Below are 26,182 nucleotides of genomic sequence, written 5' to 3'. Positions count from 1 at the left end.
GTCATTCATCCTTTTTTCAGGAGCTAATATTGTGAACCGACGTCGTTTTCTTACCGCCAAAGAAGTTCAGGCAATGATGCAGGCCGCTCGCCAGGGCCCAACCGGTGAACGGGATTACTGCCTCATCCTGCTTGCCTTTCGCCACGGCATGCGCATCAGCGAACTGCTGGATCTGCACTATCACGATCTGGATCTGCATGAAGGACGGGTCAATGTGCGGCGGCTTAAGAACGGTTTTTCGACTATTCATCCGCTGCGCTTTGATGAGCGCGAGGCAATCGAACGCTGGAGTCAGGTCCGCGCCGGCTGGAAAGCGGCGGCAAAAACCGACGCGCTGTTTATCTCTCGTCGCGGTACGCCGCTCTCACGCCAGCAGGCATATCGTATTATTCGATCCGCCGGTGAAAATGCGGGCACCGTGACGCACACGCACCCTCATATGCTGCGTCACGCCTGCGGCTATGAACTGGCGGAAAGAGGTACAGATACCCGTTTGATACAGGATTATCTGGGACATCGTAATATTCGTCACACGGTACGCTACACTGCCAGCAATGCGGCGCGTTTTGCCGGGATTTGGGAAAGAAATAATCTTTTAGAGGAAAAAGGCCTGTCAAAGGAAAATGATTTAAGCGATTGATTTAATACAACAAAATCAATTGCTAACAGGTCAATTGGGGCCAAACTGTTTATATCATAAAAATGTTTTGTAATGTTTTGCAACTCACCGCGCTATATTTCTGCAGAAAAAATCATAGTTTATTGATTATTATATATTTTTAATCATGCAATCACTCACTTTTCTCCCACCATACTCCCGTTGCACCGGCGATCCTTCGCCAGCGCCATCGCTATTCCTTTTGCACTTCCGCCCACCACTCCAGATTATATACCCACAAAAAGCCAAATAAACAGAATTTAAAACCACAAATAAACCAGTCAAAAACCAAAAACAGATCATTTATCCCAACGAGTCAAAATGGCCCCAATTGTCTCATCAGTTGGGTAAAAACTGTGCAGAGCCGGCAGCCTGACTACTCGGCTGAAATCTGACATGCCTGGAAGGCACATCGGCTGCCAATCCGGTTCGTTATTTCGACATCGTTCAAAGGAAAACAGTATGAAAATCAAAACACTGGCAATGGTTGTTGTGTCAGCCCTGTCTCTGAGCTCCGCGGCGGCGCTGGCCGATACCACCACGGTCAACGGCGGGACAGTGCATTTTAAAGGGGAAGTCGTCAATGCGGCCTGTGCGGTAGATGCCGGCTCTATCGATCAAACCGTCCAGTTAGGACAGGTGCGTTCCGCGAAACTTGCCACCGCAGGTAGCACCAGCTCCTCCGTCGGTTTCAACATTCAGCTGGATGACTGCGACACCACAGTGGCGACCAAAGCTTCTGTCGCTTTCTCCGGTACCGCTATCGACAGCAGCAACACCACCGTTCTGGCACTGCAAAACTCTGCCGCCGGCGGCGCAACCAACGTTGGCGTGCAGATCCTCGACAGCACCGGCACGCCGCTGGCGCTGGACGGGGCCACCTTCAGTGCCGCGACCACGCTGAATGACGGCACCAACATCATCCCGTTCCAGGCGCGTTACTACGCGACCGGCGCAGCGACCGCCGGTACGGCGAACGCGGATGCCACGTTCAAAGTGCAATACGAGTAAGGCCCGATCCACGCAGGGAGGCAATCAGGGCCAGGAGGGCCCGCTCTCTATTTCCAACTGGAGTGAAACGATGCAGGGAATGAAATCAGGTCTGCTGCTGCTACTACCCCCGCTGGCCCTGGCCGGTAATCAGTGGAACGTCACGCTGCCTGGGGGCAGCATGCGTTTTCAGGGCCTGATTATGGCGAGTTCCTGCCGCGTCGAAGCGGGCGATCGGCAGATGACGGTCAATCTGGGGCAGATCAGCAGTAACCGATTTCATGATGTCGGGGAAGACAGTAACCCGATCCCTTTCGCGATTCATTTACAGGATTGCAGTACCGCAGTCAGCCAGCATGTGGGGGTGGCATTTCACGGCGTGGCTGATGGTAAAAATCCCGATGTGCTCTCGGTGGGCGAAGGCCCGGGGATCGCCAGCGGGATTGGCATTGCGCTGTTCGACAGTCAGGGCCAGCAGCTGCCGCTCAATCGTCCGCCCGACCGCTGGGTGCCGCTCTACCGCGGACCGACGACGCTCAATTTTGTCGCCAAATATCGGGCGACCGGACGCCAGGTCACCGGCGGCGCGGCCAACGCCCAGGCCTGGTTCTCATTGACCTATCAGTAATTAATCCGCAGACAAACAGGACAACACGGTGAGCAGACAAGGAGATAACGTGAGAAAAATGGCAACGACGACACGCGGCATACTGGCGGGATGTTTACTTTTCGTCGCCGGTGCGTTGAGCGCCAGCGCGCAGGCGGGCGTCGCGCTGGGCGCGACCCGGGTTATCTACCCGGCGGGACAGAAGCAGGTCCAGCTCGCGGTGACCAATAATGACGACAACAGCACCTGGCTTATTCAGTCATGGGTGGAAAATGCCGATGGTCAGCGAGACGGCCGGTTTGTCATCACTCCCCCGCTGTTTGCCATGCAGGGCAAAAAAGAGAACACCCTGCGCATTATCGACGCCACCAATAACCAGCTGCCGCAGGATCGGGAAAGCCTGTTCTGGATGAACGTGAAGGCGATCCCCTCGATGGATAAATCCAAGCTCAGCGACAATACCCTGCAGCTGGCGATTATCAGCCGCATCAAGCTCTACTACCGTCCGGGAAAACTGGCCCTGCCCCCGGATCAGGCAGCGGAAAAGCTGACCTTTAGCCGCAGCGGATCCTCGCTGACGCTGACGAACCCCACCCCTTATTACCTGACGGTGACCGAACTGAACGCCGGGACGCGCATTCTGGAAAACGCCCTCGTGCCGCCGATGGGCAAAACCAGCGTCAAGCTGCCCGCGGATGCCGGGAGCACCATCACCTATCGCACGATTAACGATTACGGCGCGCTGACGCCGAAAATGAATGGCGTACTGCGTTAACCCAGAGTACCCCGCCGCGCGGGCCACGCTGCGCATGACCAGAAGCACTGACAGCCGGGCAACGTCGGACCGGAGGGATTATGTCACATCGAAAATATGGACTGGACCATTGGGGTTGCCGAAGCGCCCGGCGCCTGATTACGCCGGCGCTGACGCTGTGGCTCTGCTCACAGCCGTTTGCCGCGCGGGCGGACCTCTATTTTAACCCCCGCTTCTTAGCTGACGATCCGGCGGCGGTGGCTGACCTGTCGGGATTTGAAAAAGGCCAGGAGGTGCCGCCAGGCACCTATCGCGTCGATATTTATCTCAACAATGGTTTTATGACCACCCGGGACGTCACTTTCCAGGCCGACGCGCAGGGCCATGGCTTGTCGCCCTGTCTGACGCGCGGCCAGCTGGCGAGCATGGGCGTGGATACCGGTCGGGTGCCGGGCATGGCGACGCTGGACAGCGCAGCCTGCGTGCCGCTAACGACGCTTATCAGCGAAGCCACTACGCGCTTCGACGTCGGCCAACAGCGTCTGTATCTCACCGTGCCTCAGGCATTTATGGGCACCCGCGCGCGCGGCTATATTCCGCCGGAGCTGTGGGATAACGGTATCACCGCCGGGCTGATTAACTATAACTTCACGGGCAATAACGTCCATAACACCACGGGTGGCAGCAGCCGTTACGCCTATCTGAATCTGCAGAGCGGCCTGAACGTTGGCGCCTGGCGTCTGCGCGATAACAGCACGTGGAGCTACAGTAGCGGCAGCGGCAGCGCTTCCTCCAGTGAAAACCGCTGGCAGCACGTTAACAGCTGGCTTGAGCGGGACATCACGCCTCTGCGTTCGCGACTCACCCTCGGGGACAGCTATACCAACGGCGATGTCTTCGACGGGATCAACTTCCGCGGCGCCCAGCTGGCCTCGGACGACAATATGCTACCGGACAGCCAGAAAGGCTTCGCGCCGGTGATCCACGGGATCGCCCGCGGCACGGCGCAGGTGTCAATCAAACAAAACGGCTATGAAATCTACCAGAGCACAGTGCCGCCGGGGCCGTTTACCATCGACGATCTCTACGCCGCGGGCAATGGCGGCGATCTGCAGGTCACGATTAAAGAAGCGGATGGCTCCCGCCAGGTCTTCAGCGTGCCCTGGTCAACGGTGCCGGTGCTGCAGCGTGAAGGCCATACCCGCTTCGCCCTCACCGCCGGGGAGTACCGCAGCGGCAACAGCCAACAGGAAACGCCCGATTTTTTCCAGAGCACGGCCATGCATGGCCTGCCGGCCGGCTGGACCCTGTACGGCGGCACTCAGCTGGCGGACCGCTATCGCGCCTTTAACCTTGGGGTGGGGAAAAACATGGGCTATTTCGGCGCCCTGTCGCTGGATATCACCCAGGCCAACGCCACGCTGGCGGACGACAGCGAGCATCAGGGACAGTCGGTGCGTTTCCTCTATAACAAATCCCTGGATGAGACCGGGACTAACCTGCAGCTGGTGGGCTACCGCTACTCCACCCGCGGCTACTATAACTTTGCCGATACCACCTACCGCCGGATGAGCGGCTACAGTGTGGAAACTCAGGACGGCGTTATCCAGGTGAAACCCAAATTTACCGACTACTACAATCTGGCTTACAGCAAGCGCGGCAAGGTGCAACTGAGCGTGACCCAGCAGCTGGGGCGCACCGCCACCCTCTATCTCAGCGGCAGCCACCAGACCTACTGGGGCACCGACGATGCCGATGAGCAGCTGCAGGCCGGCCTCAACGCCGCCGTAGACGATATCAACTGGTCGCTAAGTTACAGCCTGACCAAAAACGCCTGGCAGCAAGGGCGCGATCAGATGCTGGCGGTCAACGTCAATATCCCCTTCAGCCACTGGCTGCGTTCCGATAGCCGCTCAGTCTGGCGGCACGCCAGCGCCAGCTACAGCCTGTCGCACGATCTCAATGGCCGCATGACTAACCTGGCGGGCCTGTACGGCACCCTGCTGGAAGACAACAACCTCAGCTATAGCGTGCAGACCGGCTATGCGGGCGGCGGCAACGGCGACAGCGGGAGCACAGGCTATACGGCGCTCAACTACCGCGGCGGCTACGGCAACGCCAACGTCGGCTACAGCCGCAGCGACGGCTTTAAACAGCTCTACTACGGGGTCAGCGGCGGCGTGCTGGCGCACGCCAACGGCATCACCCTGAGCCAGCCGTTGAACGATACCGTGGTGCTGGTGAAAGCCCCCGGCGCCGGCGGCGTGAAGGTGGAAAACCAGACCGGGGTACGCACCGACTGGCGCGGGTATGCCGTCCTGCCCTATGCCACCGAGTATCGCGAAAACCGGATCGCGCTGGACACCAACACCCTGGCAGACAATGTCGACCTTGATGATGCAGTGGTCAGCGTGGTGCCGACCCATGGGGCGATCGTCCGCGCCAACTTTAACGCGCAGGTGGGAATGAAGATCCTGATGACGCTGACCCATCGCGGCAAACCGGTGCCGTTTGGCGCCCTCGCCACCGGCGACAGCAACCAGAGCGGCAGCATCGTCGCGGATAACGGCCAGGTCTACCTGAGCGGGATGCCGCTGGCGGGCAAGGTGCGAGTGAAATGGGGCGATGGCCCGGACGCTCAGTGCGTGGCCGATTATCGTCTGCCGCCGGAGAGTCAGCAGCAGGCGCTCAGCCAGCTGTCGGCCGCGTGCCGCTAAGGAGATCATGATGAAAAAACTGCAGTATCTGCTGGGCGCCCTGCTCACCCTGGTGACGCCGTTTGCCTTCGCTGCCGATAGCACGATCACCATCAGCGGCTATGTGCGCGACAACGCCTGCGCAGTGGCCGGCGAGTCGAAGGATTTCACCGTCGATTTTCAGGACAACGCCGCGAAGCAGTTTTATGCCGTCGGGGCGACGACGCCGCCGGTGCCGTTCCGCATCGTGCTGTCGCCCTGTGGCACTTCCGTCACCGCGGTGAAGGTCGGTTTCACCGGCGTGGCGGACAGCGTCAACACCAGCCTGTTAAAACTCGATGCCGGCGCCTCGGCGGCGGCGGGAATGGGGGTGGAAATTCTCGATCAGCAGCAGTCCCGGCTGCCGGTCAATGCGCCGTCGTCAGCCATGTCCTGGACCACGCTGACGCCGGGCCAGACCAACATTCTCAACTTTTACGCCCGTCTGATGGCCACTCAGGTGCCCGTCACCGCCGGGCATGTCAATGCGACAGCGACATTCACGCTGGAATTTCAGTAAGCGGAGGCTGAAATGAAATGGACCCACGTGGGCTGGCTGCTGGCCGGCCTGTTAACCGCGAGCGCTTCCCTGCGGGCGGCCGACGTCACCCTCACCGTCAACGGGAAGGTGGTGGCCAGACCCTGCACGGTTTCCACCGTCAATGCCACCGTCGAGCTGGGCGATCTCTATACCTTTAGCCTGATCGGCGCGGGCTCGGCATCGGCCTGGCACAGCGTGGCGCTGGATCTCAGTAACTGCCCCGTGGGTACTTCACGGGTGAAGGCCACCTTCAGCGGGACGGCGGACAGCACCGGCTATTACAAAAACCAGGGAACGGCGGGCAATATTCAGCTCGAACTGCAGAGCGAGGACGGCACCACGCTGAACAATGGCAGCAGCCAGTCGGTACAGGTGGATGAGGCCAGCCAGTCCGCTCGCTTCCCGCTGCAGGTTAGAGCCCTGTCCGTCAACGGCGGCGCCACGCAAGGCACCATTCAGGCGGTGATTAACGTCACCTATACCTACGCCTGAGCCAGGAGAGCATTATGATGAAAAAAATTATCCCCCTGTTCACCACCCTGCTGCTGTTGGGCTGGTCGATGAACGCCTGGTCCTTTGCCTGCAAAACGGCCACCGGGGCGACGATCCCCATCGGCGGCGGGTCAGCCAACGTCTACGTAAATCTGACACCGGCGGTTAACGTCGGGCAAAACCTGGTGGTCGACCTCTCCACGCAGATTTTTTGCCATAACGACTATCCGGAAACGATCACTGACTACGTCACCCTGCAGCGCGGATCCGCCTACGGCGGCGTGCTGTCGAGTTTCTCCGGCACCGTGAAATATAACGGCACCTCTTACCCCTTCCCGACCACCACGGAAACGGCGCGGGTGGTTTACGATTCACGGACCGATAAGCCCTGGCCCACCGTCCTGTATCTGACGCCGGTCAGCACCGCCGGTGGGGTGGCGATCACCGCAGGATCGTTAATCGCGGTGCTGATCCTGCATCAGACCAACAACTACAATAGCGACTCCTTCCAGTTCATCTGGAACATTTACGCCAACAACGACGTGGTGGTCCCCACCGGCGGCTGCGATGTCTCCGCCCGCGATGTCACCGTCACCCTCCCCGACTACCCGGGATCGATGGCCGTGCCGCTCACCGTGCACTGCGCGCAAAGCCAGCAGCTGGGGTATTACCTCTCCGGCACCACCGCGGATAGCGCCAACGCGATCTTCACCAATACCGCCTCCGCCTCACCGGCGCAGGGGATAGGCGTTCAGCTGACCCGCAACGGCAGCGCCGTGCCGGCGAACAGCACGGTCTCGCTGGGCACCGTCAGTACCTCGCCAGTTAATCTCGGTCTGACGGCAACCTATGCCCGGACCACAGGCCAGGTCACTGCCGGCAACGTGCAGTCGATCATCGGCATCACCTTTGTCTATCAATGATGACCGACTATATCCTCTCACCCTGCTCGCTGGCCGCCCGCGGGTTGAGCCAGCTGATGGTGAACGCCGCGAAGCGGCCCGTTGAGCTGCCGGTCGAGGGCGTGTCCCTGCGGGAGCTGACCGCCGTGACGCGGATCGTGGTGTTTCTCCCTGACGATCCCCTGTGGATGCTCACCACGCTGCGCCAGGCGGCAAGGCTGCTCGACCAGGCCTTGCAGCCGTTACCGATGTTGATTCTGAGCCGCAGCCCGGCCATCTGGCTGTGGCAAACGCTGCTTTATCAGGTGAGCCATCCGGATCGTCTGCGCAACGTCCATACCGCCCCCGCCGATCTGTCCTGCACGGAGCTGGCCGATCGGCTGGAGAACGCACCGCGACTTGAGCGGCTTGCCAGTGAAGCCGCCCTGCTCCACGACAAACGAGCCGCCGGATTGAGCCATGCCGAGTTCAAAGTGATCCTCGCCCTGCTGCAAGGGCAGACGATAGGCGAGCAGGCCCGGCGTCTCCGATTGAGCCAGAAAACGCTCTACACCCAGCGGCTGGCCGGGGTGAAAAAGCTGGTGGAATATCACCCGCATCTGGCCCCCCGCTTTCCGCGTACGCTGCTACCGCGCTCATCCGCCAGCTCACTGTCGGCGTTTGAACAGGAATGGGTACAAGCGATCCACGATCGCCAGGTCTTCCCGGTTTTTCAACCTATCGTCGATAGTCGCTCACAGCTACAGGGGGTGGAGATCCTGATCCGCTGGCGCCACCGCGGCCAGGTTCTCCATCCGCAGGCTTTTTTGCCGCAGTTCCGCGCCGACTACGCCTGGCTGCTGCTCACGGCCTTTGTCCTGCAGGAGGCCGTGCAGAATATTAATGAGCATCCGGGTACTTTCTATTTTTCGGTCAATATTCCTTCCTCGCTCGCCGCCAGCGATAGCCTGCTGCGGATGGTGGAAGCCGCTCGCCAGCAGCTCCGGCAGCCAGAGGGCGTGGAAAGGCTGGTGCTGGAATATGCTGAAACCATCGATTTTCGCCGTCAGAGCCGATCCACCGCCCAGGTGGAGGAACTGCAACGTGCTGGCGTGCGGGTGATGCTGGACGACTGCTTTTCTCAGGGGAGCGTCATCTTTCCGGCGCGTCGCCTGCACTTCAATGCCTATAAACTGGATATGAGTATCGTCAACGACGCTCAGCACGATCAGAAGGCGCTTGCGCTGATAAAAAGCCTGGCCTACTACTGCCAGTTGAGCGGCAGCCGCTGCGTGGCGGAAGGGGTGGATTCGCTGGCGAAGTTTACGCAGTTAAAATCGCTGGGTATTGACCGTTTCCAGGGCTATCTGTTTTCACCGCCGATGCGGCGCGAGCATCTCCCGGATCTGATCCGCCGCTTTTCCCATCAGCGCGATCCGGCGGATCGTTGATGGCGCGAGAAAAGCGCACCGGTTGGCACCGGTGCCGGTACGTCAGGCGCGAATATCGTCGTATTCGCGGGTGTTATCGAATTCATGTTTGGCAAACGGGCAGAGAGGAATGATCTTCCGCTGCTCCTGGCGCATTTTTTCCACCACCTTCGCCACCAGCTGTTTCCCCACGCCCTGGCCTTTCAGGCTGGGATCAACATCGGTATGTTCGATAATGCTGAGGTGGTCGCCGGTGGGAACAAAAACAATTTCCGCCACCTGGTTTCCCTGCGCGTCGTTAACATAAAACTTGTTGTGCCCTTCCAGTATTTCCATCTTCTCCTCGCTTATTTATGACGATAGTGCAGGGCGCCGCTCGGGCAGGTATCGATCACTTTTACCACCGTCGCCACATCCACTTCATCCGGGATAATCCACGGTTTACGCTTCAGGTTAAAAAGCTTCGCGCTGCCGCGCACGCAGTTCCCCGAATGCTGACAGATCGCCGTATTAAAGTAGACGTCGATTTTCTCTCCGGTGTAGGCCCGGTAGCCCGCTTCCAGTAATTCCTTATCCATGACATTGCCTCGTTCTTTTTTTATGTTTCAGGCTAAGCATAGTCCTACACGTCGCGGCTGACTACGCGTAAGCGTGGGAATTGGCGCCTCACATCATGCTTTCCCATCGGGTAAGGATCCCGCAGTCGGCGATCCGTTGACTTTCATTCCCGCAACGAGGCGATTACACTCATCACACACTGGTATGATCACTCAGGGATGCTCTATTGAATCATATTGCCACCATCGCCCGCCCGGCGCGGTTACTGCTCGTCTTGCCGCTTTCCGGCTGCTCACTTTCGCCCGCGATCCCGGTATTGGGCGCCGCGTTCCCCGGCTGGTTTTTCTGCTTATTGGGCGGTGCGTTTTTACTGATCCCCTGCCATATCCTGATTACCCGTAAAGGCTGGCAGCCGCGCTTTTCTCCTCTGGTCTTCAGCTATGTCGCGCTGATGTTCCTGTTCGCCACGCTGCTGTGGTTTCTGTTTTTTGTTCACTGATCGCTTATGACAACTTCCCGCACTCCCCTGTTACGCAAAAAGTGGCCTCTGCTGGCGCTGGTCCTTGCCGCTATCCTGGCGCTGATCCTGGTTATCTGGCAGTTGCAAACCTCGCCGGAGACCAATGACGCCTATGTCTATGCCGATACCATCGATGTGGTGCCCGAGGTCAGCGGACGCATCGTGGAGATGCCCATTCGCGATAACCAGCGGGTGAAAAAAGGCGATCTGCTGTTCCGCATCGACCCCCGTCCCTATCAGGCGATGCTCGATGACGCGAAAGCGCGGCTGACGACCCTCGACGCGCAGATCATGCTGACCCAGCGCACCATCAAAGCGCAGGAGTATAACGCCCAGTCGGTGGCGGCCGCCGTCGAGCGCGCCAGAGCGCTGGTCAAGCAGACCACCTCCACGCGCACCCGCCTTGAGCCGCTGGTGCCGCAGGGGTTTGCCTCCCAGGAAGATCTCGATCAGGCGCGCACCGCTGAGAAAGCGGCGCGGGCGGAGCTGGAGGCCACGCTGCTGCAGGCCAGACAGGCCTCGGCGGCCGTGACCGGCGTGGATGCCATGGTGGCACAACGCGCCGGGATCCTGGCGCAAATCGCCCTCGCCGAACTGCATCTGGAATTTACCGAAGTGCGTGCGCCCTTCAACGGCGTGGTGGTGGCGCTGAAAACCACCGTCGGCCAGTACGCCTCGGCGCTGAAGCCGGTCTTTACCCTGCTGGATGACGACCGCTGGTATGTGATCGCTAACTTCCGCGAGACCGATCTGAACAACGTGCGCCCCGGCGTGGCGGCACGGATCACCGTGATGACCAACCACAACCGGACCTTTAACGGGGTGGTCGATTCGGTCGGCTCCGGGGTCCTGCCCGAAGGCGGGAGCGTCATCGAAGGGCTGCCGCTGATCCAAAAAAGCATTAACTGGGTTCACGTCTCGCAGCGCTTCCCGGTGAAAATCGCCGTCAGCGATCCCGATCCGGCGCTGTTCCGCATGGGCGCCTCGGCCAGCGCCGTGCTGCAGCCGTAGCCGGGGGACGCGATGTTTCCTCTCGCCCATTTTTTACGCCAGGAGCTGCGCGACGCGCCGGGACGCGCCAGCTACACGCTGCGCCTGACGCTGAGCTGCGCGGTGCTCATCACCCTGTTTATGACTCTGCAGATCCCCTTCCTGGCTGTTGCGCTGATCGTCGTGTTCTACGTTAGCCAGCCTAACGTGTTGATGATCAAGCTGGTCAGCGTGGTCTTTTTTGTCACCGTCACCGTGGCGCTCGGCGGCGTGCTGCTGATCATCAAGTGGACCTATGACTACCCGCTGATCCGCCTGGCGGCCTCCGTGGCGCTCTTTTTCTGCGCCATCTACCTGATGCGGGTGCTGGGTAAGCTGGGGCTGGCTTTTTTCGTGGTGGCGCTGGCGGTGATTTACGCTCAGACCTTCCCGTCAATGACCAGTCAGAGCGAGATCCTGGTGCGGCTGCTGCTCTGGCTGTGGGTGGCGATTAACACCGCGATCCTCGTCACTTTGCTGGTCAACGCCTGTTTTCAGCAGGCCTTTCCCGGCAACCAGTTTAAGGCGCGCCTGGCGGGGATGCTGCACGAGGTCGCCCGGCGGCTGACGGCTCCTGGCGATGAAGCGCCACCGACCTTCGGCGAGACCGCCGCGCAGTTCAACCAGCTGCAGTCGCTGTTCGCCCAGGCCAGCCGGGCCACGCCGGAGATAGCCGCCGAACCGCAGGCCTGGCGCTCGCGGCTGGCCGCCACCCTGCGCTGCTATCAGCTGGCGGCGCTGCTGCAAGCAGACGAGGCAGATAGCGAAGATCGCCAGCAGCTGTCGCAGGCGGTACTGAAGCTGAAGAGTGCCCTCAGCGAGGAACAGTTTGACGGCGCCATTCCTCCCCTGGCGCTCAGCGGTCGTGGCATTAATCACGCGGTTCTGCAGGAGATGGCTACCCTCCTGCAGCAGCTGGCGCAGGGTGAGCCCGTCGCCCTGCCGCAGGGTGAGGTGGAGAAGGCGCCCCTGCTGGCGCCGGACGCCTGGCGCAACCCGGCTTATCTCCATTTTGCGCTCAAGACCCTGCTGGCGACGCTAATCTGCTATGTCTTCTATACCGCTGCCGACTGGCAAGGGCTGCACACCATTATGCTGAGCTGCGTCATTGTCGCCCAGCCCGGGCTGGGCGCCACGATGCAAAAGACATGGCTGCGTATCGGCGGGGCGCTGCTCGCCACCCTGCTGGCGCTGCTGTTAATCGTCTTTGTTCAGCCCTGGACCGATTCGCTGTCGGGCCTGCTGGCGATGTCTCTGCCGGTGCTGGCGCTGGCGGCGTGGATTGCCGCCGGCTCGGAGCGTATCGCCTACGCCGGGATCCAGATTGGTTTCACCTTTGCGCTGGCCTTCCTCAGCTGGTTTGGCCCGCTGACGAACCTCACCGAGCTGCGGGATCGGGTGCTCGGCATCCTGCTCGGGGTGCTGGTCTCCTCCATTGTCCATTTGTATCTCTGGCCGGACAGCGAAGCGCCGCAGCTGAAATCCTGTCTTGCGGCGCTTTATCGCCGGCTGGCGGACTGTCTCGCCGCCCCGAAGGAGGCGGTGCCGCTGGCTCCCCTGTTTGTCGCCTTCACCGACAGCGAAGCGCTGCTCCATCGGGTTCGCGCTGAACCGCTGGGCACCTGGGCCCATCCCTGGCCCCAGGCGAAAGGCTGGCCGATGCGCGCCACCCTCGCCCAGGCCGAGGAGATCGCCCGCCTCAGCGAAGGCTACCGGCTCAATGCCGCGCCGGGAGACCCGACGCTGGCTCGCTGCGCTGAACAGCTGCGGCGCTACGCCGAACGTATCGAACAGGAGGCGGCAGCGCCTGACGGGACGCTGGCCGCCGATCTCCGCAACCCCTTTGGCCCGGCGCTGGCTACCGCGCTGGCCGCCCTGCCCGACTGGGGCCCGACACCGATAGCGACTGAGCAACAGGCTAAAACGTCATGATGATGCTTCCTTTCCCCGCGCGATTGCGGGTCACTCTCTTTACCCTGACGCTGACGCTGCTCAGCGGCTGCGCGCTGATCCAGGATGAGCCTTCCCAGGTCGCCATCGTCAATCCGCAGCAGGCCCAGCTGGCGCAGGTGATCCACCTGGCGAACAGCGACTGGCCGGCAGCCCGCTGGTGGGAGGCCTATGATGATCCTCAGCTCAACCTGCTGATCAACCGGGCGCTGCAGAACTCGCCGACCATGCAGGCCGCCCGGCTACGCATCTCCCAGTCGCAGTCCACGGTGGAACTCGCCCGGTCGGCGATGGGCCTGCAGGCCACCGCCGTCGCGGCGCAAAACCGCCTGCGGATCACCGACAAATCCTTTAGCTGGCCCTACTCGTACTCCCTGCCGGTGGATAAGAACGGTCCCTGGTATACGCTGAATACCGTTGGCGTCGGGGCGCAGCTGAATATCGATCTCTGGGGAGCCGATCGCGCCCGGGTCGCCGCCGCCATTGGCGAGAAAAATGCCCGGCTGGCGGAAACCGCCGGCATTGAACTCGACATCGCCAGCAGCGTGGCGCAGCTCTATTTCGCCATGCAGGCGACGTTCCAGAAAATCGCGCTGCTGCAGGAGCTGGAGGGTATTGCCCAATTCTCGGTAGCGGCCCATGAGCACCGGACCCAACGCGGCGTGGAAGACAGTGTGGATGTGGCCAATGCCCGGGCTGAGCAGCTCGCCGCTCGCCAGCAGATTATCAGCGCCGAGGGGATGCTGACCCAGTATCGTGAAACCCTGCGGGCGCTGATCGGCGCCGATGCGCAGAGCATGCCGGCGATCCATCCGGTGGCGCTGCCGGCGCTCCAGGAGACGCTGCCGCCATCGCTCTCTTTCGAGCTGCTGGCCCGCCGCCCGGACCTGCAGGCGCTGCGCGGCTACGTGACTGCCTCCCTGAGCCAGGTCGATGCGGCGAAAGCGGCCTTCTATCCTCATTTTGATATCAAAGCGTTCTGGGGATATAACGCCCTGAGCGTCGGGGATCTGTTTAAGTCCTCTTTCCAGCAGATCAACCTGCTGCCCGGGCTGTATCTGCCAATCTTCGACGGCGGTCGTCTGAACGCTAATCTGCAGTCGGTGCGCACCGCCAGCAACATCCTGATCAAACAGTACAACCAGGCGGTGCTGGACGCGGTGCGCGATGTCGCCATCAGCTCCAGCCAGCTTAACGATCTGAATCAACAGCGCGCGCTGCAGCAGCTAAAGGTCACCGCGGCGCAGACCACTACCGACAGCGCTCGCGCCCATTATCAGCGCGGCCTGCTCAGCCGCTACGCCGCCGAAGAGGCCCGGCGGGCGGTTCTCGCCCAGCAGCTGTTGCTGCTGGACATTGAAGCCCAGCGGCTGAGCACCGACATTACCCTGATCAAAGCCCTGGGCGGCGGCTACCGCGGCCAGTAACAAAAATGCCTTCCCCCGGTGGAGAAGGCATTCAGACTGCAGCCGCCGGGCAATCTTCAGGGATTGCCCGGCGGCGCTGCGCTTGCGCGGGCCTACAGCTAATTGCATAACTGTTTGATATTACTGTCTTTCGTAGGCCGGGTAAGGCGAAGCCGCCACCCGGCAGAAAGGCGGGCACAATAACCAAACAGGTTTGTCATCAGCAAGAATGCCTTCCCGGATGGGGAAGGCATTTAACAGAAGAGGCGGGGTGGATGCGCGGCGATTACACCAGGGCGCGCAGCTCCTCCTGCATATAGGTGGAAAAGAATTCCGGATGCTTGATGACCATCCGCTCGCCGGCGGCGATCCGTTCAGCCCAATCCGCCACTTTGTCGGTAAACCCGGCGCTCCAGCCCTGCTGCTGCCCGCGTTCAGCGACGTCGGCCGGGGTAGCGGGCACGCCCAGCTCTTTCAAATATTTGAGAATTCCCTTCGCGGTACTTTCATCCATAGACTGTGGTACTGGCTCAGACGTATTCATACCACCGATGAAATCCAATGCTTTATCAATGACTGCTGGCATAGGTGTGTCCTTATATTAACCACATAGTAAACCTGACTACACTATGGACCGGAAAGTGACGTGATTTCAAAGAACACGCTCACGTTATGGGACATCGCGCATTCTGAAAAAGGGATTTTGTTCTGCTGAGGCGGGTTTCGTACAAAAATAAGCCGGCCCCGTAGGGCCGGTCTGAGGATCGCGTCAGGCGTTGCTGACGGATGTTTGCCCGGCACTGGACCGACTGTTCTCCAGCATCCGGCGGACCGGGACAATCAGCACGGCCAGCACGGCGGCGCAGATCAGCAATGCGATGGAGCAGCGGGCGAAGAGGTCCGGCAGCAGCGACAGCTGATCGGCCTTCACGTGACCGCCAATCAGGCCCGCCGCCAGGTTACCCAGCGCGCTGGCGCAGAACCACAGGCCCATCATCTGGCCGCGCATTCTCTCCGGCGCCAGCAGAGTCATGGTCGCCAGACCAATCGGACTCAGGCACAGCTCACCGAGCGTCAGCATCAGGATGCTGCCCACCAGCCACAGCGGCGACACACCGGCCCCGCCGTTGCTCAGGACGTTCTGCGCCGCCAGCATCATCAGGCCAAAGCCCGCCGCTGCGCACAGGATGCCAATCACGAATTTGGTCATACTGCCCGGACGCACGTTTTTACGCGCCAGCGCAGGCCACGCCCAGCTGAATACCGGAGCGAGCAGAATGATAAACAAGGCGTTAATCGACTGGAACCAGACCGCGGGGATCTCAAAGTCGCCGATCATCCGGTTGGTGTAGTCGTTAGCAAACAGGTTAAAGGAGGTCGGTTTCTGTTCAAACGCGGACCAGAAAAAGGCCGCCGAGACCAGCAAAATAAAGCACACCAGCAGGCGCGCCCGCTCTTTACGGTTCAGCCCAGCGAAGACGAACAGCCAGATGAAATAGAGCGCCACGGAGGCGGCAATCACATAGACCAGCACGCTGGCCACCGCCACCGGGTTAATCACGATCGTGCCCAGGCTAATCAGCGTGACCAGCACTGCCACCCCCAGGGCCAGGACCAGCAGCCACGCTCCGACGCCATTCTTTTTCGCCACCGGGCTGTTCCAGGTGGAATCGAGGCCGACCTCCGCGTCATAGCGCTTCATCGACGGCACGGCAAAGACGCGGAAAATGACCAGCGCCACCAGCATCCCGATCCCCCCGATGCCGAAGCCCCAGTGCCAGCCATGGGATTTAATCAGCCAACCGGAGATCAAGGGCGCTATAAACGAGCCGATGTTGATCCCCATATAGAACAGCGAAAAACCGCCGTCGCGGCGCGCGTCGCCTTTTTTATACAGAGTGCCGACCATCACTGAGATACAGGTTTTAAACAACCCGGAACCCAGGACGATAAACATCAGACCGATAAAGAACAGGTCGTTGCCCAGCCATGCCGACAGGGCGATCGACAGGTGCCCCAGGGCGATCAGGATAGAGCCGTACCAGACGGCCCGCTGCTGGCCAAGCCAGTTATCCGCCAGCCAGCCGCCCGGCAGCGCGGCCAGATACATACTGCCAGCAAAAATCCCGACGATCGCCGAGGCGTTCTCCCGCGCCAGTCCCATCCCGCCGTCGTACACCGTCGCCGCCATAAACAGGATCAGTAAGGGACGGATGCCGTAAAACGAGAAGCGCTCCCACATTTCGGTGAAGAACAGGGAGCCCAGCGGATAAGGATGGCCGAAAAAGGTACGGCTTTCGTTTTTATTAACAGAGGAATGCATAAATTCTCCAGGTAAGGTGCGCCGCAGCGCAAGTTAACCGTATAAAGCGGGCTGACGATTTATAATTTGTTTGCATTAACATCAAACGCGAGCATTTTTAACCATTTGATAACCACACAATGGTTTTGTCCAGCCCCTTACCTTCCCTTTTTAGATGAAAAGTCGACAAACATCTAGTTTTACAGATTTAACGTTCATAAAAAGATAAACAGCATTGACTTTATATTAGTGCAGAAAATCCGATTATTTTTATTAAAAAACAGAAAGTTAACGCTAAGGCGAGGATCTATAGCGGCTCAGTTCGGCTGCCAGGATAACGACAGAAAAAGTAAGGAAAACAGGTGGAATGATGTAGAAACCACGCTAAGTGGCAATATTTCTCTATCAGGGACTATCCTGGCCCACAGTGTTTGTCGCGGAGGATGACGGGAGGGGAAGTGAGGCAGCCGGGAGTCAAAGCCGGCGCCTTTCGCGAGTTATTTCACACGCTGCCCTGCGGCATCAATGACTGGCTCACCGTCTTCCTTCACGAACGCGCCTTTTTGCGACGCCGTCAGGATCTCCAGCACCACCTCTGATGGGCGGCAGAGTCGGGTGCCCCGCGGCGTTGTCACGATCGGACGGTTAATCAGGATCGGATGCTGAAGCATAAAGTCGATTAACTGATCGTCAGTAAACCGGTCTTCCGCCAGCCCCAGCGCGTCGTAGGGTTCAACGTTTTTCCGTAGCAGGGCACGTACCGGGATCGCCATCGCGGCGATCAGCTGGCGCAGCTCATCGCGCGATGGCGGCGTCTCCAGATAATAGATAATGGTGGGCTCAGCGCCGCTGTTGCGGATCAGCGCCAGGGTATTACGCGAGGTGCCGCAGTCAGGGTTATGGTAAATGGTGATGCTCATAGTACGTTCTCATGGCTGGTTGAAGGAGAGACGCAGCGCCAGCGCGGCCAGCGTCACAAGCAGCACCGGCAGGGTCATGGTAATGCCACAGCGGAAATAATACCCCCAACCGATGGTGATGTGCTTCTGCGCCATCACATGCAGCCAGAGCAGCGTGGCCAGGCTACCAATTGGCGTGATCTTGGGCCCCAGATCGCAGCCGATGACGTTGGCATAAATCATGGCCTCTTTGATCGTCCCTGTTGCCGCGCTGCCATCAATCGACAGGGCGCCGACCAGTACGCTGGGCATATTATTCATTATTGAAGAGAGGAAGGCCGACAGGATACCGGTGCCCAGCGTCGCGGCCCAGAGCCCGCGCTCCGCCAGCATGTTCAGCACCGTGGTCAGATAATCCGTTAACCCGGCGTTTCGCAGGCCATACACCACCAGATACATTCCCAGCGAGAAGATCACGATCTGCCACGGGGCGCCGCGCAGCACCTTGCCGGTGTTAATCACCCGCCCGCGCTTCGCGACAGCAAACAGGATCCCCGCTCCCGGCGCCGCGATGGCGCTGACCGGGATCCCCAGCGGGTCAAGAACGAAAAAGCCGACCAGCAACAGCAGCAGCACGCCCCAGCCGGTGCGGAACGTCGCCGGATCTTTTATCGCCGTGACCGGCGCTTTCAGTAACGCCATATCCCAGGCCGGCGGGATATCCCGGCGAAAGAACAGGTGCAGCATCGCCAGGGTGGTGAGGATCGCCGCGAGATCGACCGGCACCATCACCGAAGCGTACTCCCTGAAGCCGATGGCAAAGAAATCTGCCGAAACGATATTCACCAGATTCGACACCACCAGCGGCAGGCTGGCGGTATCGGCAATAAATCCGGCGGCCATGACAAAGGCCAGCATCATTCCCTTGCTGAATCCCAGCGCTCGCAGCATGGCAATCACGATGGGGGTGAGGATCAGCGCCGCGCCGTCGTTGGCAAACAGCGCCGCCACCGCGGCGCCGAGCAGGATAATCCAGGTAAACAGCAGACGACCCCGCCCTCTTCCCCAGCGGGAAACGTGCAGAGCGGCCCATTCAAAAAAGCCAGACTCATCAAGCAGCAGGCTGATAATGATAACGGCGATAAAGGTGGCGGTCGCATTCCAGACGATATGCCACACCACCGGGATATCGGCTAGTTGTACTCCACCGGTGGCCAGCGCCAGCGCCGCGCCAAAGGCCGCGCTCCAGCCGATCCCTAAACCCCGCGGCTGCCAGATCACCAGCACCAGGGTCAGGACAAAAATCGCGCCTGCCAGCAACATGATCACCCCGTCAATCACATTCGAAAAAACAGATATGTTTAGATAAGATTTTTACTGACAACCCGCCCCGTCAGCCAGTCTGCAAACCATCATCCGCACATCGTCCTGCTGACTGAGCCAGGCCTGCTCAATCACCTGCGCCGCCCAGGCCGGCATCTGCGGAGAGAGGCGGTAATGGACCCATTTACCCTGTTTACGATCCAGCAGCAGCCCGCTTTCCCGCAGCATCGCCAGATGGCGGGAGATCTTGGGCTGGGACTGGGCGAGCGCCGTACAGAGATCGCAAACACACAGCTCTCCACGCGCCTTGAGCAGCAATACGATCCCCAGCCGGGTTTCATCGGCGAGGTTTTTGAACAGTTGCAGGGGCAATAAAGACATGATTTCTCCTCAAGCGTGACGGACAGCATACGGAACCACCAATAAAGATCAATATACATTCGTAAAAACATATGTGTTATTTCACACCTGCGATAAGCCCCCGTTGAGTGGCTACACGCCCTCCCTTGCGCAATAGCACGGAAAAATACCGCGCTTTCTTTTATCCCTCATCGAAATGTGTCAGGCTGGCGATCCCATCGGATTGACAGGGTTTTCAGGATGAGTACGCTTTATGTGGTTGTTTTAACGTATATAAAACCGCTCGAAGAGGTGGACGACGCCATTCCCGCCCACGTCGAATGGCTCAAAAAAGGCTATGCTGACGGCCTCTTTCTCGCCTCCGGCCGCCGCCTTCCCCGCACCGGCGGGGTGATTCTGGCGAAATGCGCCAGCCGGGAAATGCTGGAATCGCGTCTGAGTCAGGATCCCTTCCAGCAGTTGGGTCTCGCCCGTACCGAGATTATTCCCTTTGAGGCCAGCATGGCGTCACCCGTACTGCAGTCGCTGTTATAAGCGTATCCCGGAGGAAAAATGCAGCCGTCCTTTCACTGGATCAATGAACCTGCCGAGTGGCGCCGCGATACTGACGGCCTGACGGTGGTCACCGATAAGCATACCGACTTCTGGCGCCATACCTGGTATGGCTTCGAGCGTTTCTCTGGGCATCTTTATGCTACTGAGGTGGAAGGTGATTTTACCCTGCAGGCAAAAATATGTGCCGATTTCACCACGCTTTACGACCAGGCTGGACTAATGATGATGGCGGACGAGCAGACCTGGCTGAAGGCGGGGATTGAATTCAATGACGATGCCCCGGCCATCGGCAGCGTACTGACGCTAACCCACTCCGACTGGGCCACCGGGCTTTTTCCCGGCGACCCGCGCACCTTCTGGCTGCGGCTGACCCGCAAGGGCGATGCGTTAAGGCTGCAGTATTCGACCGACGGCGAGCGCTGGCCGCTGCTGCGGCTCGGCTACTTTCCGCCAGGCCCGGTGAAAGCGGGCGTCATGTGCTGCTCACCGGAGCGCGGGGGACTGGCGGTTGAGTTTCAGGATATTCAGCTTTCCCCGCCATCAGACAAAGCGCTGCACGATCTGAGCTGAACGCTAGCGGGAAGACCCGACTTTCTCTGCATCCTGGGGCCCGGGATTACAGGGTTCGCGGGTGCCGGGCAGGTAAAAATGGCCGTGCTTATCGGGATCGGTGCCGCCCGGGCACCCTGCCCGACCCGAGGAATTATCGCTATCGCCGCCGTTCGAACCGTTGCCGCCGTCGGCGCCAGCTATTACCGACTGCCCGTTATGGCCACCGTGAACGCCCTGCGCTGCACTGGCCGAAAACGCCACCAGCGCGAACATACAGACCATGAAGCGTCTGCCCATTGCTGCCTCTCCCTTATTGATATTCCCCGTCCATCGCGTTGACGATGGGATGAGCCGTTGCACGGCAAAATGCACCGCGATAAAAACGCGTTATCCGCAGGGAGTATAGGGTTAAGGCTGAGAGAAAGACAGGGCCGGTGCCTTCAGACATTTCGCACGCAAATAACCTCTATTCCGCGGTATGCGCTATCAGAAAATCAATTAGGGCTTTCACCCTTTTCGTTCTGCCCGCGTTTTTCGGGTAATAGAGATAAACCGGCGGATAGGTTTTCCAGTAGTCCTCCATCACCGGTAGAAACTGTTCACGATCGGGCTGTAGCCGCCAGATGGGTTCAAACAAGCGGCCAATCCCCAGTCCATGGCGGATACCGTCGGCCATGACGTCAATATCATTGCTGATTAACTGCCCCGGCATCTCGACGGTGAGCTGCTCGCCGTGGTCATTGAGGATCAGCGGCAGGATGCGGTTGTTGGTAATAAAGCGATAGCCAATCAGCCGGTGATGGTTGAGATCGGCGGGTACCGCAGGCACGCCATATTCGGCCAGATAGGCTGAGGAGGCATATAACCCTTCCCGAAACGGCTTCATTAACGGGCGGGCGACCACTCCGCCTTCGAGAATATCGCCAAAGCGGATCCCCAGGTCGAATCGTTCTTCAATAATATTGACGGTACCGTCATAGACCGATATTTCCAGCTGGATCCCCGGATATTGCTGACAAAATGCCGCCATCGCCGGTTTCAAAATAAGCAGGTAGGCAAAGCGCGAGAGGGTTATTCTCACTGCTCCGGAGGGTTCCTGATTCTGGTCGCGGAGGCTCTCCAGCGATGTTTCCAGAACCTCCACCGCCGCCGCAGTCTGCTCCAGCAGCTGTTGCCCGGTTTCCGTCAGCTCGATTCGCCGGGTCGTACGCACAAAAAGCGGATGACCAATGTGCTCTTCCAGCAGCTTGAGCGCATTGCTGACCGACGGCGGTGTGATTTCTAATTTCCTTGCGGCGGCCGAGATAGTGCCTTCGCGCGCAATGCTCTGAAAAATGCGTATCTGATTATAAAGCGCGTTATTCATAGCATCTCCTTAAGCCAACCTCGCCTGATTATTAAGTACAGGCTAAATATTCTTAAGTCAATGACCGCCTAATCTTCGCCACCAGGGGCTCGTATACTTTTGTCTCTTCCCGCTGATAACGACTTTCCGGAGACAACGATGCGAATTTTATGTCTGGATATTCCCGCGCCCGGCGCGACGCTGGAACACTATGCGCCGCACCTTACCGCGGAAGCCCTGCATGCCTGGGGACTGTATAAGTCTGGCTTTATCCGCGACATCTATTTCCGTCAGGACCGACCCGGCGTCGCTATTTTCCTCGAATGCGACACCGTGGAAGAGGCGAATAACGTCATGGCCGAATTTCCGCTGGCAAAAGCGGGTTTATTAACCTTCGAGTGTATTCCACTCGGCTCGTTTATTAGCTGGGAAAATCTCTTCTCAGCCGAATTTAAACATCAGGAGTAACGATGGGAACGCCTCATATCCTTATCGTTTCCGGACATCCGGACCTCAACCATTCCATCGCCAACGCCACCATCCTCGACGAAGTGGAGACCGCCCTGCCCGACGCGGAAATCCGCCGTCTGGACAGGCTCTATCCGCACGGCAACATCAACATCAGCGCAGAGCAGGAAAGCCTGCTCAGGGCCGATGTGATTGTCTGGCAGTTTCCTTTTTCCTGGTATGGGCTGCCCGGGTTAATGAAACAGTGGCTGGACGAGGTTTTTGTTCATGGCTTTGCTCACGGCTCAACGGCGAAACTGGGCGGTAAAAAACTGCTTCTCTCTTTCACCACCGGGGCGCCGCAAGCGCTCTACACCACTGACGGTTTCTTTGGCCACGCCATTGAAGAGTACCTCCTTCCTTTCGAGACCACGGCCAGGCTGTGCAATCTTGAGCTGCTGGCGCCGGTTTATACCTGCGGCATCAGCTACGCCGACCGGGATGCCGACAAAATCGCCCAGCAAAAAGCGCGTGCCCGGGAGCACGCGGCCAGACTGATCGCGCAGCTGAAAACTCTGGTGGAATAACCCAAAGGGAGAAAATAACGATGCAGTATACCCGGCTCGGTAAAAGTGACTTACTGGTCTCCCGCATCTGCATGGGATGTATGGGGTTTGGCGATCCGTTGACGGGCCAGCATCGCTGGACGCTGGACGAAACAGCAAGCCGGGACATCATTCGCTACGGCCTCGAAAAGGGCATCAATTTTTACGATACCGCCATCGCCTATCAGAACGGCTCCAGTGAGCGGTACGTTGGCCGGGCGCTGCGGGAGATGGCAAAACGCGAGGAGGTGGTGCTGGCCACCAAGTTTCTGCCACGAACCGCTGCCCAGATAGCCGAGGGGATCAGCGGAAAAGAGGCGATAGCCCGCTCGCTCGACCAGAGTCTGCGAAACCTCGGGATGGACTACATCGACCTCTACATCTATCACATCTGGGATCACAACACCCCGGTTATCGACGTGCTGGAGGCGCTGCACACCGCCGTGACCGCCGGCAAGGTGCGCGCGATTGGCATTTCCAATTGCTATGCCTGGCAGCTGGCGAAGGCGAACGCCCTTGCTGAACGCGAAGGGCTGACGCCCTTTGTCTCCATGCAAAGCCATTACAACCTGATTATGCGTGAAGACGAACGAGAACTCTTCGGGCTGTGCGCAGAAGATAATATCGCCATGACCCCCTATAGCGCGCTGGCCAGCGGCCGTCTCTCGCGTTTAGAAGGCTACACGCGGCGAGCGGTGGAAGATGATTATGCCCGGGGGAAATACGACGGCACGGCAGAGCAGGATCGGATCATTATTGCGCGCGTCGCCGAACTTGCCGAACGGCATCAGGTCTCCATGACCGAAATCTCGCTGGCCTGGCTGCTGACTAAAGTCACCGCCCCGGTGGTCGGCGCCACGCAAAAGCACCATGTTGACGGTGCGGTCAGCGCCGTGAACCTGCGGCTCAGTTCTGAGGAGATCCGCTATCTGGAAGAGGCCTACCAGCCGCACGTTCTCACAGGCGTGATGGCGCAAAACACGCCGCAAGCCAAAGACCATCATCAGGTGTGGACGCGGTAACCCTCTGTCCTGTTCAGCAGGGAGAATAAAACATGAAAAACGTGATTGCCGCGGCAGCCTTGTCGCTTGTGCTGTCTGATTTTACTTATGCCAACGAACAAAGAGATGAAGCTATGATGAAAATTACCCCCTCCACCCTTGTGGACGCTGATATTCACGCGGTCTCACCGGCGCTGGCACGCTTTGGTCGAGAAGCAATTACTGAAGATCTGTGGACACGCGAAGCCCTCTCGCCCAGGGACCGTAGCATCGTGACCGTAGCCATGCTGATTGCCCGCAACCAGCCAGGCGAGCTGAAGCACTATATTGCCGTTGCGCTCGATAGCGGCGTGACGCCAGCGGAAGTATCAGAGATCATTACCCATCTGGCGTTCTACTCAGGTTGGCCCAATGCAATGTCAGCCGTCAGCGTGACCAAAGCGATCTTTGCAGCCCGCGGCATCACGGCAGAGGCCCTGCCCGCCGCCTCGCCAACGCTGCTGCCACTCAATGAACAGGTAGAGAAACAGCGTGCAGACACCGTGGAAAAAAATGTCGGCCCCATTTCGCCTGGCCTGGTTAAATTTACCGCCGACCCGCTGTTTCTCGACCTCTGGCAACGGCCCGCGCTTACGCCCCGCGACAGAAGTCTGGTGACGGTCAGCGCGTTAATCGCCGCCGGACAGAGCGCGCAGATTGGCTACCACCTGAACAGAGCCATGGATAATGGGCTTTCGGCTGAAGAGGCCGGAGAAGTAGTCGCCCAGGCGGCGTTCTACGCGGGATGGCCAAACGCGTTTACCGCCGCCCCGGTGGTCGGCGAGGTATTGCGATCGCGCGAAAGCAAAACTGAATAAAAAAGAATAAAGGACAGGGAAGCTGTCCTTTATTTATCGTTAACTGTTAATTTAAAGGTACCAGGAGGGCTTTCGATTAGGTCTCGCGGAAAGAACATAAACGGTCTATCGAAGTATGGAGACTTCGATAGTGAGTCTGTTCACATCGCTCATTGAGAAAATTTCCGTTCCGTATGCCGTCATGAGTCTCATCCTTTGAAAGCAGCGATCGCTGTAGCGAGACGGTAGCGCGGACATGTCTATTTGGTCAGAGATGGGCATCTCAATTTAGTTACTACACCGCTACTTCGTTTGATTTTTTATCTTAAATATCAGTAATTTGAACTATTCATTTAATATAAATTGATGTTATAGCAATCGCTATACAGGCTCCTTAGTCATGACTGACCTCCCCACACCGCATATCGCAAGAATTTGCTCTCTCAGCCAGCGGTGACCGGGGTCGCGTTCCATTCTTGGGTGCCACATCTGCGATACCGTAATACGACGGCTTTTGAACGGCAGCTCGAAAACATGTACCTGGTCCGTTACCTGCTGATTGAGTAAATAGAGTGCGGGTATCATGGCGATAAGATCCGATTCCAGCGCCACGGACAGGGCTGTCGGAAATCCCGGTACGACGCTCGCAATTTTACGTTTTGTCCCCAGTTCGGCCAGCGCATCGTCGACGGATCCGTGCAACGCGCCATCGGGTGACGCTACCACATGGCCCCAGGCGACATAATCACCCACGCCTATTTCTGCCTGCTTAGCCAGCGGGTGCCCTTTACGCACGACGCCAACAAACCGATCCTCAAACAGTCGTTGCAGCCGTATTTCTGGCCCCATATTACTCTGAACGCCAATCTCCAGATCAACCAGCCCTTCCCGAAGATAGCGCGACGTTTTTTCCGGCTTGGGCGCGAAGCGTATACAGACATCCGGCGCGGCGTCGGCAACCGCTGCTATGAGCGCAGGCCCAAACGCCACCACAAAGCCATCGTTTGCCCTGATGGTAAAAAGACGCGCCAGACTTCTCGCGCAGAACGTTTCCGTTGAGGGCTGCAATACTGCCCTGGCCTCGTGCACTGCACGCCTGGCGCGATCCCGGGTCGCTTCGGCCCACGGGGTCAGTACCATGTTACGCCCGGCGCGCACCAGGATCGGGTCTCCTGTGACATCGCGTAACCTGCTTAATGTCCGGCTCATGGCCGAGGTGCTGAGGTTCAGACGACGTGCCGCACCTGCGACACTCGCTTCACTCAGCAATATGTCGAGTGCTACCAGCAAATTAAAATCGGGATCAGACATTACCCTTCCTCCCAGCACATTAAGATAAGGCGTTTGATGCAACAATAAAGTGAAAGTAGTGCGTCTTCCGCCCAGTAAAAGCCATCTTTATAGTT

At 59.0% G+C, this 26,182-nt stretch carries 29 protein-coding genes; 19 read left to right on the top strand and 10 right to left on the bottom strand.

All coding sequences use genetic code 11. The features are described 5' to 3' along the window. Positions 1 to 31 precede the first annotated feature (31 nt). The 9 genes from fimE (at position 32) to SP68_RS04080 (ending at position 9,109) form a co-directional block, all read left to right on the top strand. Positions 32 to 640, top strand: coding sequence for a type 1 fimbria switch DNA invertase FimE (fimE, locus tag SP68_RS04120; RefSeq protein WP_012540621.1), 609 nt, complete (start codon positions 32 to 34; stop codon positions 638 to 640). A gap of 480 nt (positions 641 to 1,120) precedes the next feature. After that, complete coding sequence (gene fimA, locus SP68_RS04115; protein WP_008806380.1) at positions 1,121 to 1,669, top strand: type 1 fimbrial major subunit FimA; 549 nt, start codon at positions 1,121 to 1,123, stop codon at positions 1,667 to 1,669. Between the two features lie 70 nt (positions 1,670 to 1,739). Further along, entirely contained in the window at positions 1,740 to 2,276 is a 537-nt protein-coding gene (gene fimI, locus SP68_RS04110; RefSeq protein WP_012967260.1) for a type 1 fimbrial minor subunit FimI, read from the top strand. A 49-nt stretch (positions 2,277 to 2,325) separates the two neighbouring features. Further along, on the top strand, positions 2,326 to 3,030 hold the full coding sequence (locus tag SP68_RS04105) for a fimbria/pilus periplasmic chaperone (RefSeq protein WP_012540619.1): 705 nt from the start codon (positions 2,326 to 2,328) through the stop codon (positions 3,028 to 3,030). Positions 3,031 to 3,110: 80 nt separating this feature from the next. Continuing rightward, complete coding sequence (locus tag SP68_RS04100) at positions 3,111 to 5,726, top strand: fimbrial biogenesis usher protein (protein ID WP_008806383.1); 2,616 nt, start codon at positions 3,111 to 3,113, stop codon at positions 5,724 to 5,726. 10 nt (positions 5,727 to 5,736) lie between these two features. Continuing rightward, positions 5,737 to 6,264, top strand: coding sequence for a type 1 fimbrial adaptor subunit FimF (gene fimF / locus SP68_RS04095; RefSeq protein ID WP_040968854.1), 528 nt, complete (start codon positions 5,737 to 5,739; stop codon positions 6,262 to 6,264). Between the two features lie 27 nt (positions 6,265 to 6,291). Continuing rightward, on the top strand, positions 6,292 to 6,777 hold the full coding sequence (gene fimG, locus SP68_RS04090) for a type 1 fimbrial minor subunit FimG (RefSeq protein ID WP_074194464.1): 486 nt from the start codon (positions 6,292 to 6,294) through the stop codon (positions 6,775 to 6,777). Positions 6,778 to 6,794: 17 nt separating this feature from the next. After that, positions 6,795 to 7,700, top strand: a complete 906-nt coding sequence (locus SP68_RS04085; RefSeq protein WP_012540615.1) for a fimbrial protein — start codon at positions 6,795 to 6,797, stop codon at positions 7,698 to 7,700. After that, positions 7,697 to 9,109 (top strand): cyclic diguanylate phosphodiesterase, encoded by a 1,413-nt coding sequence (locus tag SP68_RS04080; protein ID WP_040968855.1) that lies wholly within the window; start codon positions 7,697 to 7,699, stop codon positions 9,107 to 9,109. The genes SP68_RS04085 and SP68_RS04080 overlap by 4 nt, the downstream gene beginning before the upstream one ends. Before the next feature lie 42 nt (positions 9,110 to 9,151). On the opposite strand, the gene SP68_RS04075 is transcribed toward SP68_RS04080, so the two are convergent. After that, positions 9,152 to 9,424: a GNAT family N-acetyltransferase gene (locus tag SP68_RS04075; protein WP_008806388.1), complete on the bottom strand. Its 273-nt coding sequence runs from the start codon at positions 9,422 to 9,424 to the stop codon at positions 9,152 to 9,154. Positions 9,425 to 9,435: 11 nt separating this feature from the next. Next, a complete protein-coding gene (gene yjdI / locus SP68_RS04070; protein ID WP_012540613.1) occupies positions 9,436 to 9,666 on the bottom strand; it encodes a 4Fe-4S mono-cluster protein YjdI in 231 nt (76 codons plus the stop codon). A gap of 206 nt (positions 9,667 to 9,872) precedes the next feature. Here yjdI and SP68_RS04065 point away from each other — a divergent pair, with 206 nt between their 5' ends. The 4 genes from SP68_RS04065 to SP68_RS04050 are packed head-to-tail and all read left to right on the top strand — an operon-like array spanning position 9,873 to position 14,572. After that, entirely contained in the window at positions 9,873 to 10,145 is a 273-nt protein-coding gene (locus SP68_RS04065; RefSeq protein ID WP_008806389.1) for a YtcA family lipoprotein, read from the top strand. Between the two features lie 6 nt (positions 10,146 to 10,151). Then, complete coding sequence (mdtN, locus tag SP68_RS04060; RefSeq protein WP_008806390.1) at positions 10,152 to 11,177, top strand: multidrug transporter subunit MdtN; 1,026 nt, start codon at positions 10,152 to 10,154, stop codon at positions 11,175 to 11,177. Positions 11,178 to 11,189: 12 nt separating this feature from the next. Continuing rightward, a complete protein-coding gene (gene mdtO, locus SP68_RS04055) occupies positions 11,190 to 13,127 on the top strand; it encodes a multidrug efflux transporter permease subunit MdtO (RefSeq protein ID WP_032736393.1) in 1,938 nt (645 codons plus the stop codon). Continuing rightward, positions 13,124 to 14,572 (top strand): MdtP family multidrug efflux transporter outer membrane subunit, encoded by a 1,449-nt coding sequence (locus SP68_RS04050; protein ID WP_023340707.1) that lies wholly within the window; start codon positions 13,124 to 13,126, stop codon positions 14,570 to 14,572. The genes mdtO and SP68_RS04050 overlap by 4 nt, the downstream gene beginning before the upstream one ends. 265 nt (positions 14,573 to 14,837) lie before the next feature. Here SP68_RS04050 and SP68_RS04045 read toward each other — a convergent pair whose 3' ends face one another. The 5 genes from SP68_RS04045 to SP68_RS04025 all read right to left on the bottom strand — a co-directional run bounded on the left by SP68_RS04045 (position 14,838) and on the right by SP68_RS04025 (position 19,456). After that, positions 14,838 to 15,137: a DUF1889 family protein gene (locus tag SP68_RS04045; RefSeq protein ID WP_008806393.1), complete on the bottom strand. Its 300-nt coding sequence runs from the start codon at positions 15,135 to 15,137 to the stop codon at positions 14,838 to 14,840. Positions 15,138 to 15,320: 183 nt separating this feature from the next. Next, a complete protein-coding gene (locus tag SP68_RS04040) occupies positions 15,321 to 16,874 on the bottom strand; it encodes a peptide MFS transporter (RefSeq protein WP_040968856.1) in 1,554 nt (517 codons plus the stop codon). Between the two features lie 476 nt (positions 16,875 to 17,350). After that, positions 17,351 to 17,773 (bottom strand): glutaredoxin-dependent arsenate reductase, encoded by a 423-nt coding sequence (gene arsC, locus SP68_RS04035; protein ID WP_008806395.1) that lies wholly within the window; start codon positions 17,771 to 17,773, stop codon positions 17,351 to 17,353. 9 nt (positions 17,774 to 17,782) lie between these two features. Next, positions 17,783 to 19,075, bottom strand: coding sequence for an arsenic transporter (locus SP68_RS04030; RefSeq protein ID WP_040968857.1), 1,293 nt, complete (start codon positions 19,073 to 19,075; stop codon positions 17,783 to 17,785). A 51-nt stretch (positions 19,076 to 19,126) separates the two neighbouring features. After that, a complete protein-coding gene (locus tag SP68_RS04025) occupies positions 19,127 to 19,456 on the bottom strand; it encodes a metalloregulator ArsR/SmtB family transcription factor (RefSeq protein ID WP_008806397.1) in 330 nt (109 codons plus the stop codon). 219 nt (positions 19,457 to 19,675) lie between these two features. On the opposite strand from SP68_RS04025, the gene SP68_RS04020 reads away from it, so the two are divergent. Together SP68_RS04020 and SP68_RS04015 are read left to right on the top strand one after the other, a co-directional pair. Then, complete coding sequence (locus SP68_RS04020) at positions 19,676 to 19,969, top strand: YciI family protein (protein ID WP_008806398.1); 294 nt, start codon at positions 19,676 to 19,678, stop codon at positions 19,967 to 19,969. Between the two features lie 18 nt (positions 19,970 to 19,987). Continuing rightward, positions 19,988 to 20,560 (top strand): DUF1349 domain-containing protein, encoded by a 573-nt coding sequence (locus tag SP68_RS04015; protein WP_012540607.1) that lies wholly within the window; start codon positions 19,988 to 19,990, stop codon positions 20,558 to 20,560. A gap of 3 nt (positions 20,561 to 20,563) precedes the next feature. On the opposite strand, the gene SP68_RS04010 is transcribed toward SP68_RS04015, so the two are convergent. Next, positions 20,564 to 20,839, bottom strand: coding sequence for a hypothetical protein (locus SP68_RS04010; protein WP_008806400.1), 276 nt, complete (start codon positions 20,837 to 20,839; stop codon positions 20,564 to 20,566). A 169-nt stretch (positions 20,840 to 21,008) separates the two neighbouring features. Further along, a complete protein-coding gene (locus SP68_RS04005) occupies positions 21,009 to 21,908 on the bottom strand; it encodes a LysR family transcriptional regulator (protein WP_012540606.1) in 900 nt (299 codons plus the stop codon). A 138-nt stretch (positions 21,909 to 22,046) separates the two neighbouring features. Between SP68_RS04005 and SP68_RS04000 the strand changes: the two genes are divergently transcribed. From SP68_RS04000 to SP68_RS03985, 4 genes are read left to right on the top strand one after another with little or no spacing between them, the layout of a single operon-like run. Continuing rightward, positions 22,047 to 22,355, top strand: a complete 309-nt coding sequence (locus SP68_RS04000; RefSeq protein WP_004151785.1) for a superoxide dismutase — start codon at positions 22,047 to 22,049, stop codon at positions 22,353 to 22,355. 2 nt (positions 22,356 to 22,357) lie between these two features. Further along, entirely contained in the window at positions 22,358 to 22,921 is a 564-nt protein-coding gene (locus tag SP68_RS03995) for an NAD(P)H-dependent oxidoreductase (RefSeq protein WP_022064931.1), read from the top strand. Between the two features lie 20 nt (positions 22,922 to 22,941). Continuing rightward, the gene (locus SP68_RS03990) at positions 22,942 to 23,961 is read left to right on the top strand and encodes an aldo/keto reductase (RefSeq protein ID WP_040968858.1); all 1,020 of its coding nucleotides are present in this window, start codon (positions 22,942 to 22,944) and stop codon (positions 23,959 to 23,961) included. 32 nt (positions 23,962 to 23,993) lie between these two features. Beyond that, positions 23,994 to 24,797: a carboxymuconolactone decarboxylase family protein gene (locus SP68_RS03985; RefSeq protein ID WP_040968859.1), complete on the top strand. Its 804-nt coding sequence runs from the start codon at positions 23,994 to 23,996 to the stop codon at positions 24,795 to 24,797. A gap of 360 nt (positions 24,798 to 25,157) precedes the next feature. Here SP68_RS03985 and SP68_RS03980 read toward each other — a convergent pair whose 3' ends face one another. Then, the gene (locus SP68_RS03980) at positions 25,158 to 26,087 is read right to left on the bottom strand and encodes a LysR family transcriptional regulator (RefSeq protein WP_008806405.1); all 930 of its coding nucleotides are present in this window, start codon (positions 26,085 to 26,087) and stop codon (positions 25,158 to 25,160) included. Between the last annotated feature and the right edge of the window lie 95 nt (positions 26,088 to 26,182).

Source organism: Klebsiella variicola, from assembly GCF_000828055.2.
In the GTDB taxonomy this organism is placed as follows: domain Bacteria; phylum Pseudomonadota; class Gammaproteobacteria; order Enterobacterales; family Enterobacteriaceae; genus Klebsiella; species Klebsiella variicola.
This window is presented reverse-complemented; position numbering and strand designations above follow the sequence as displayed.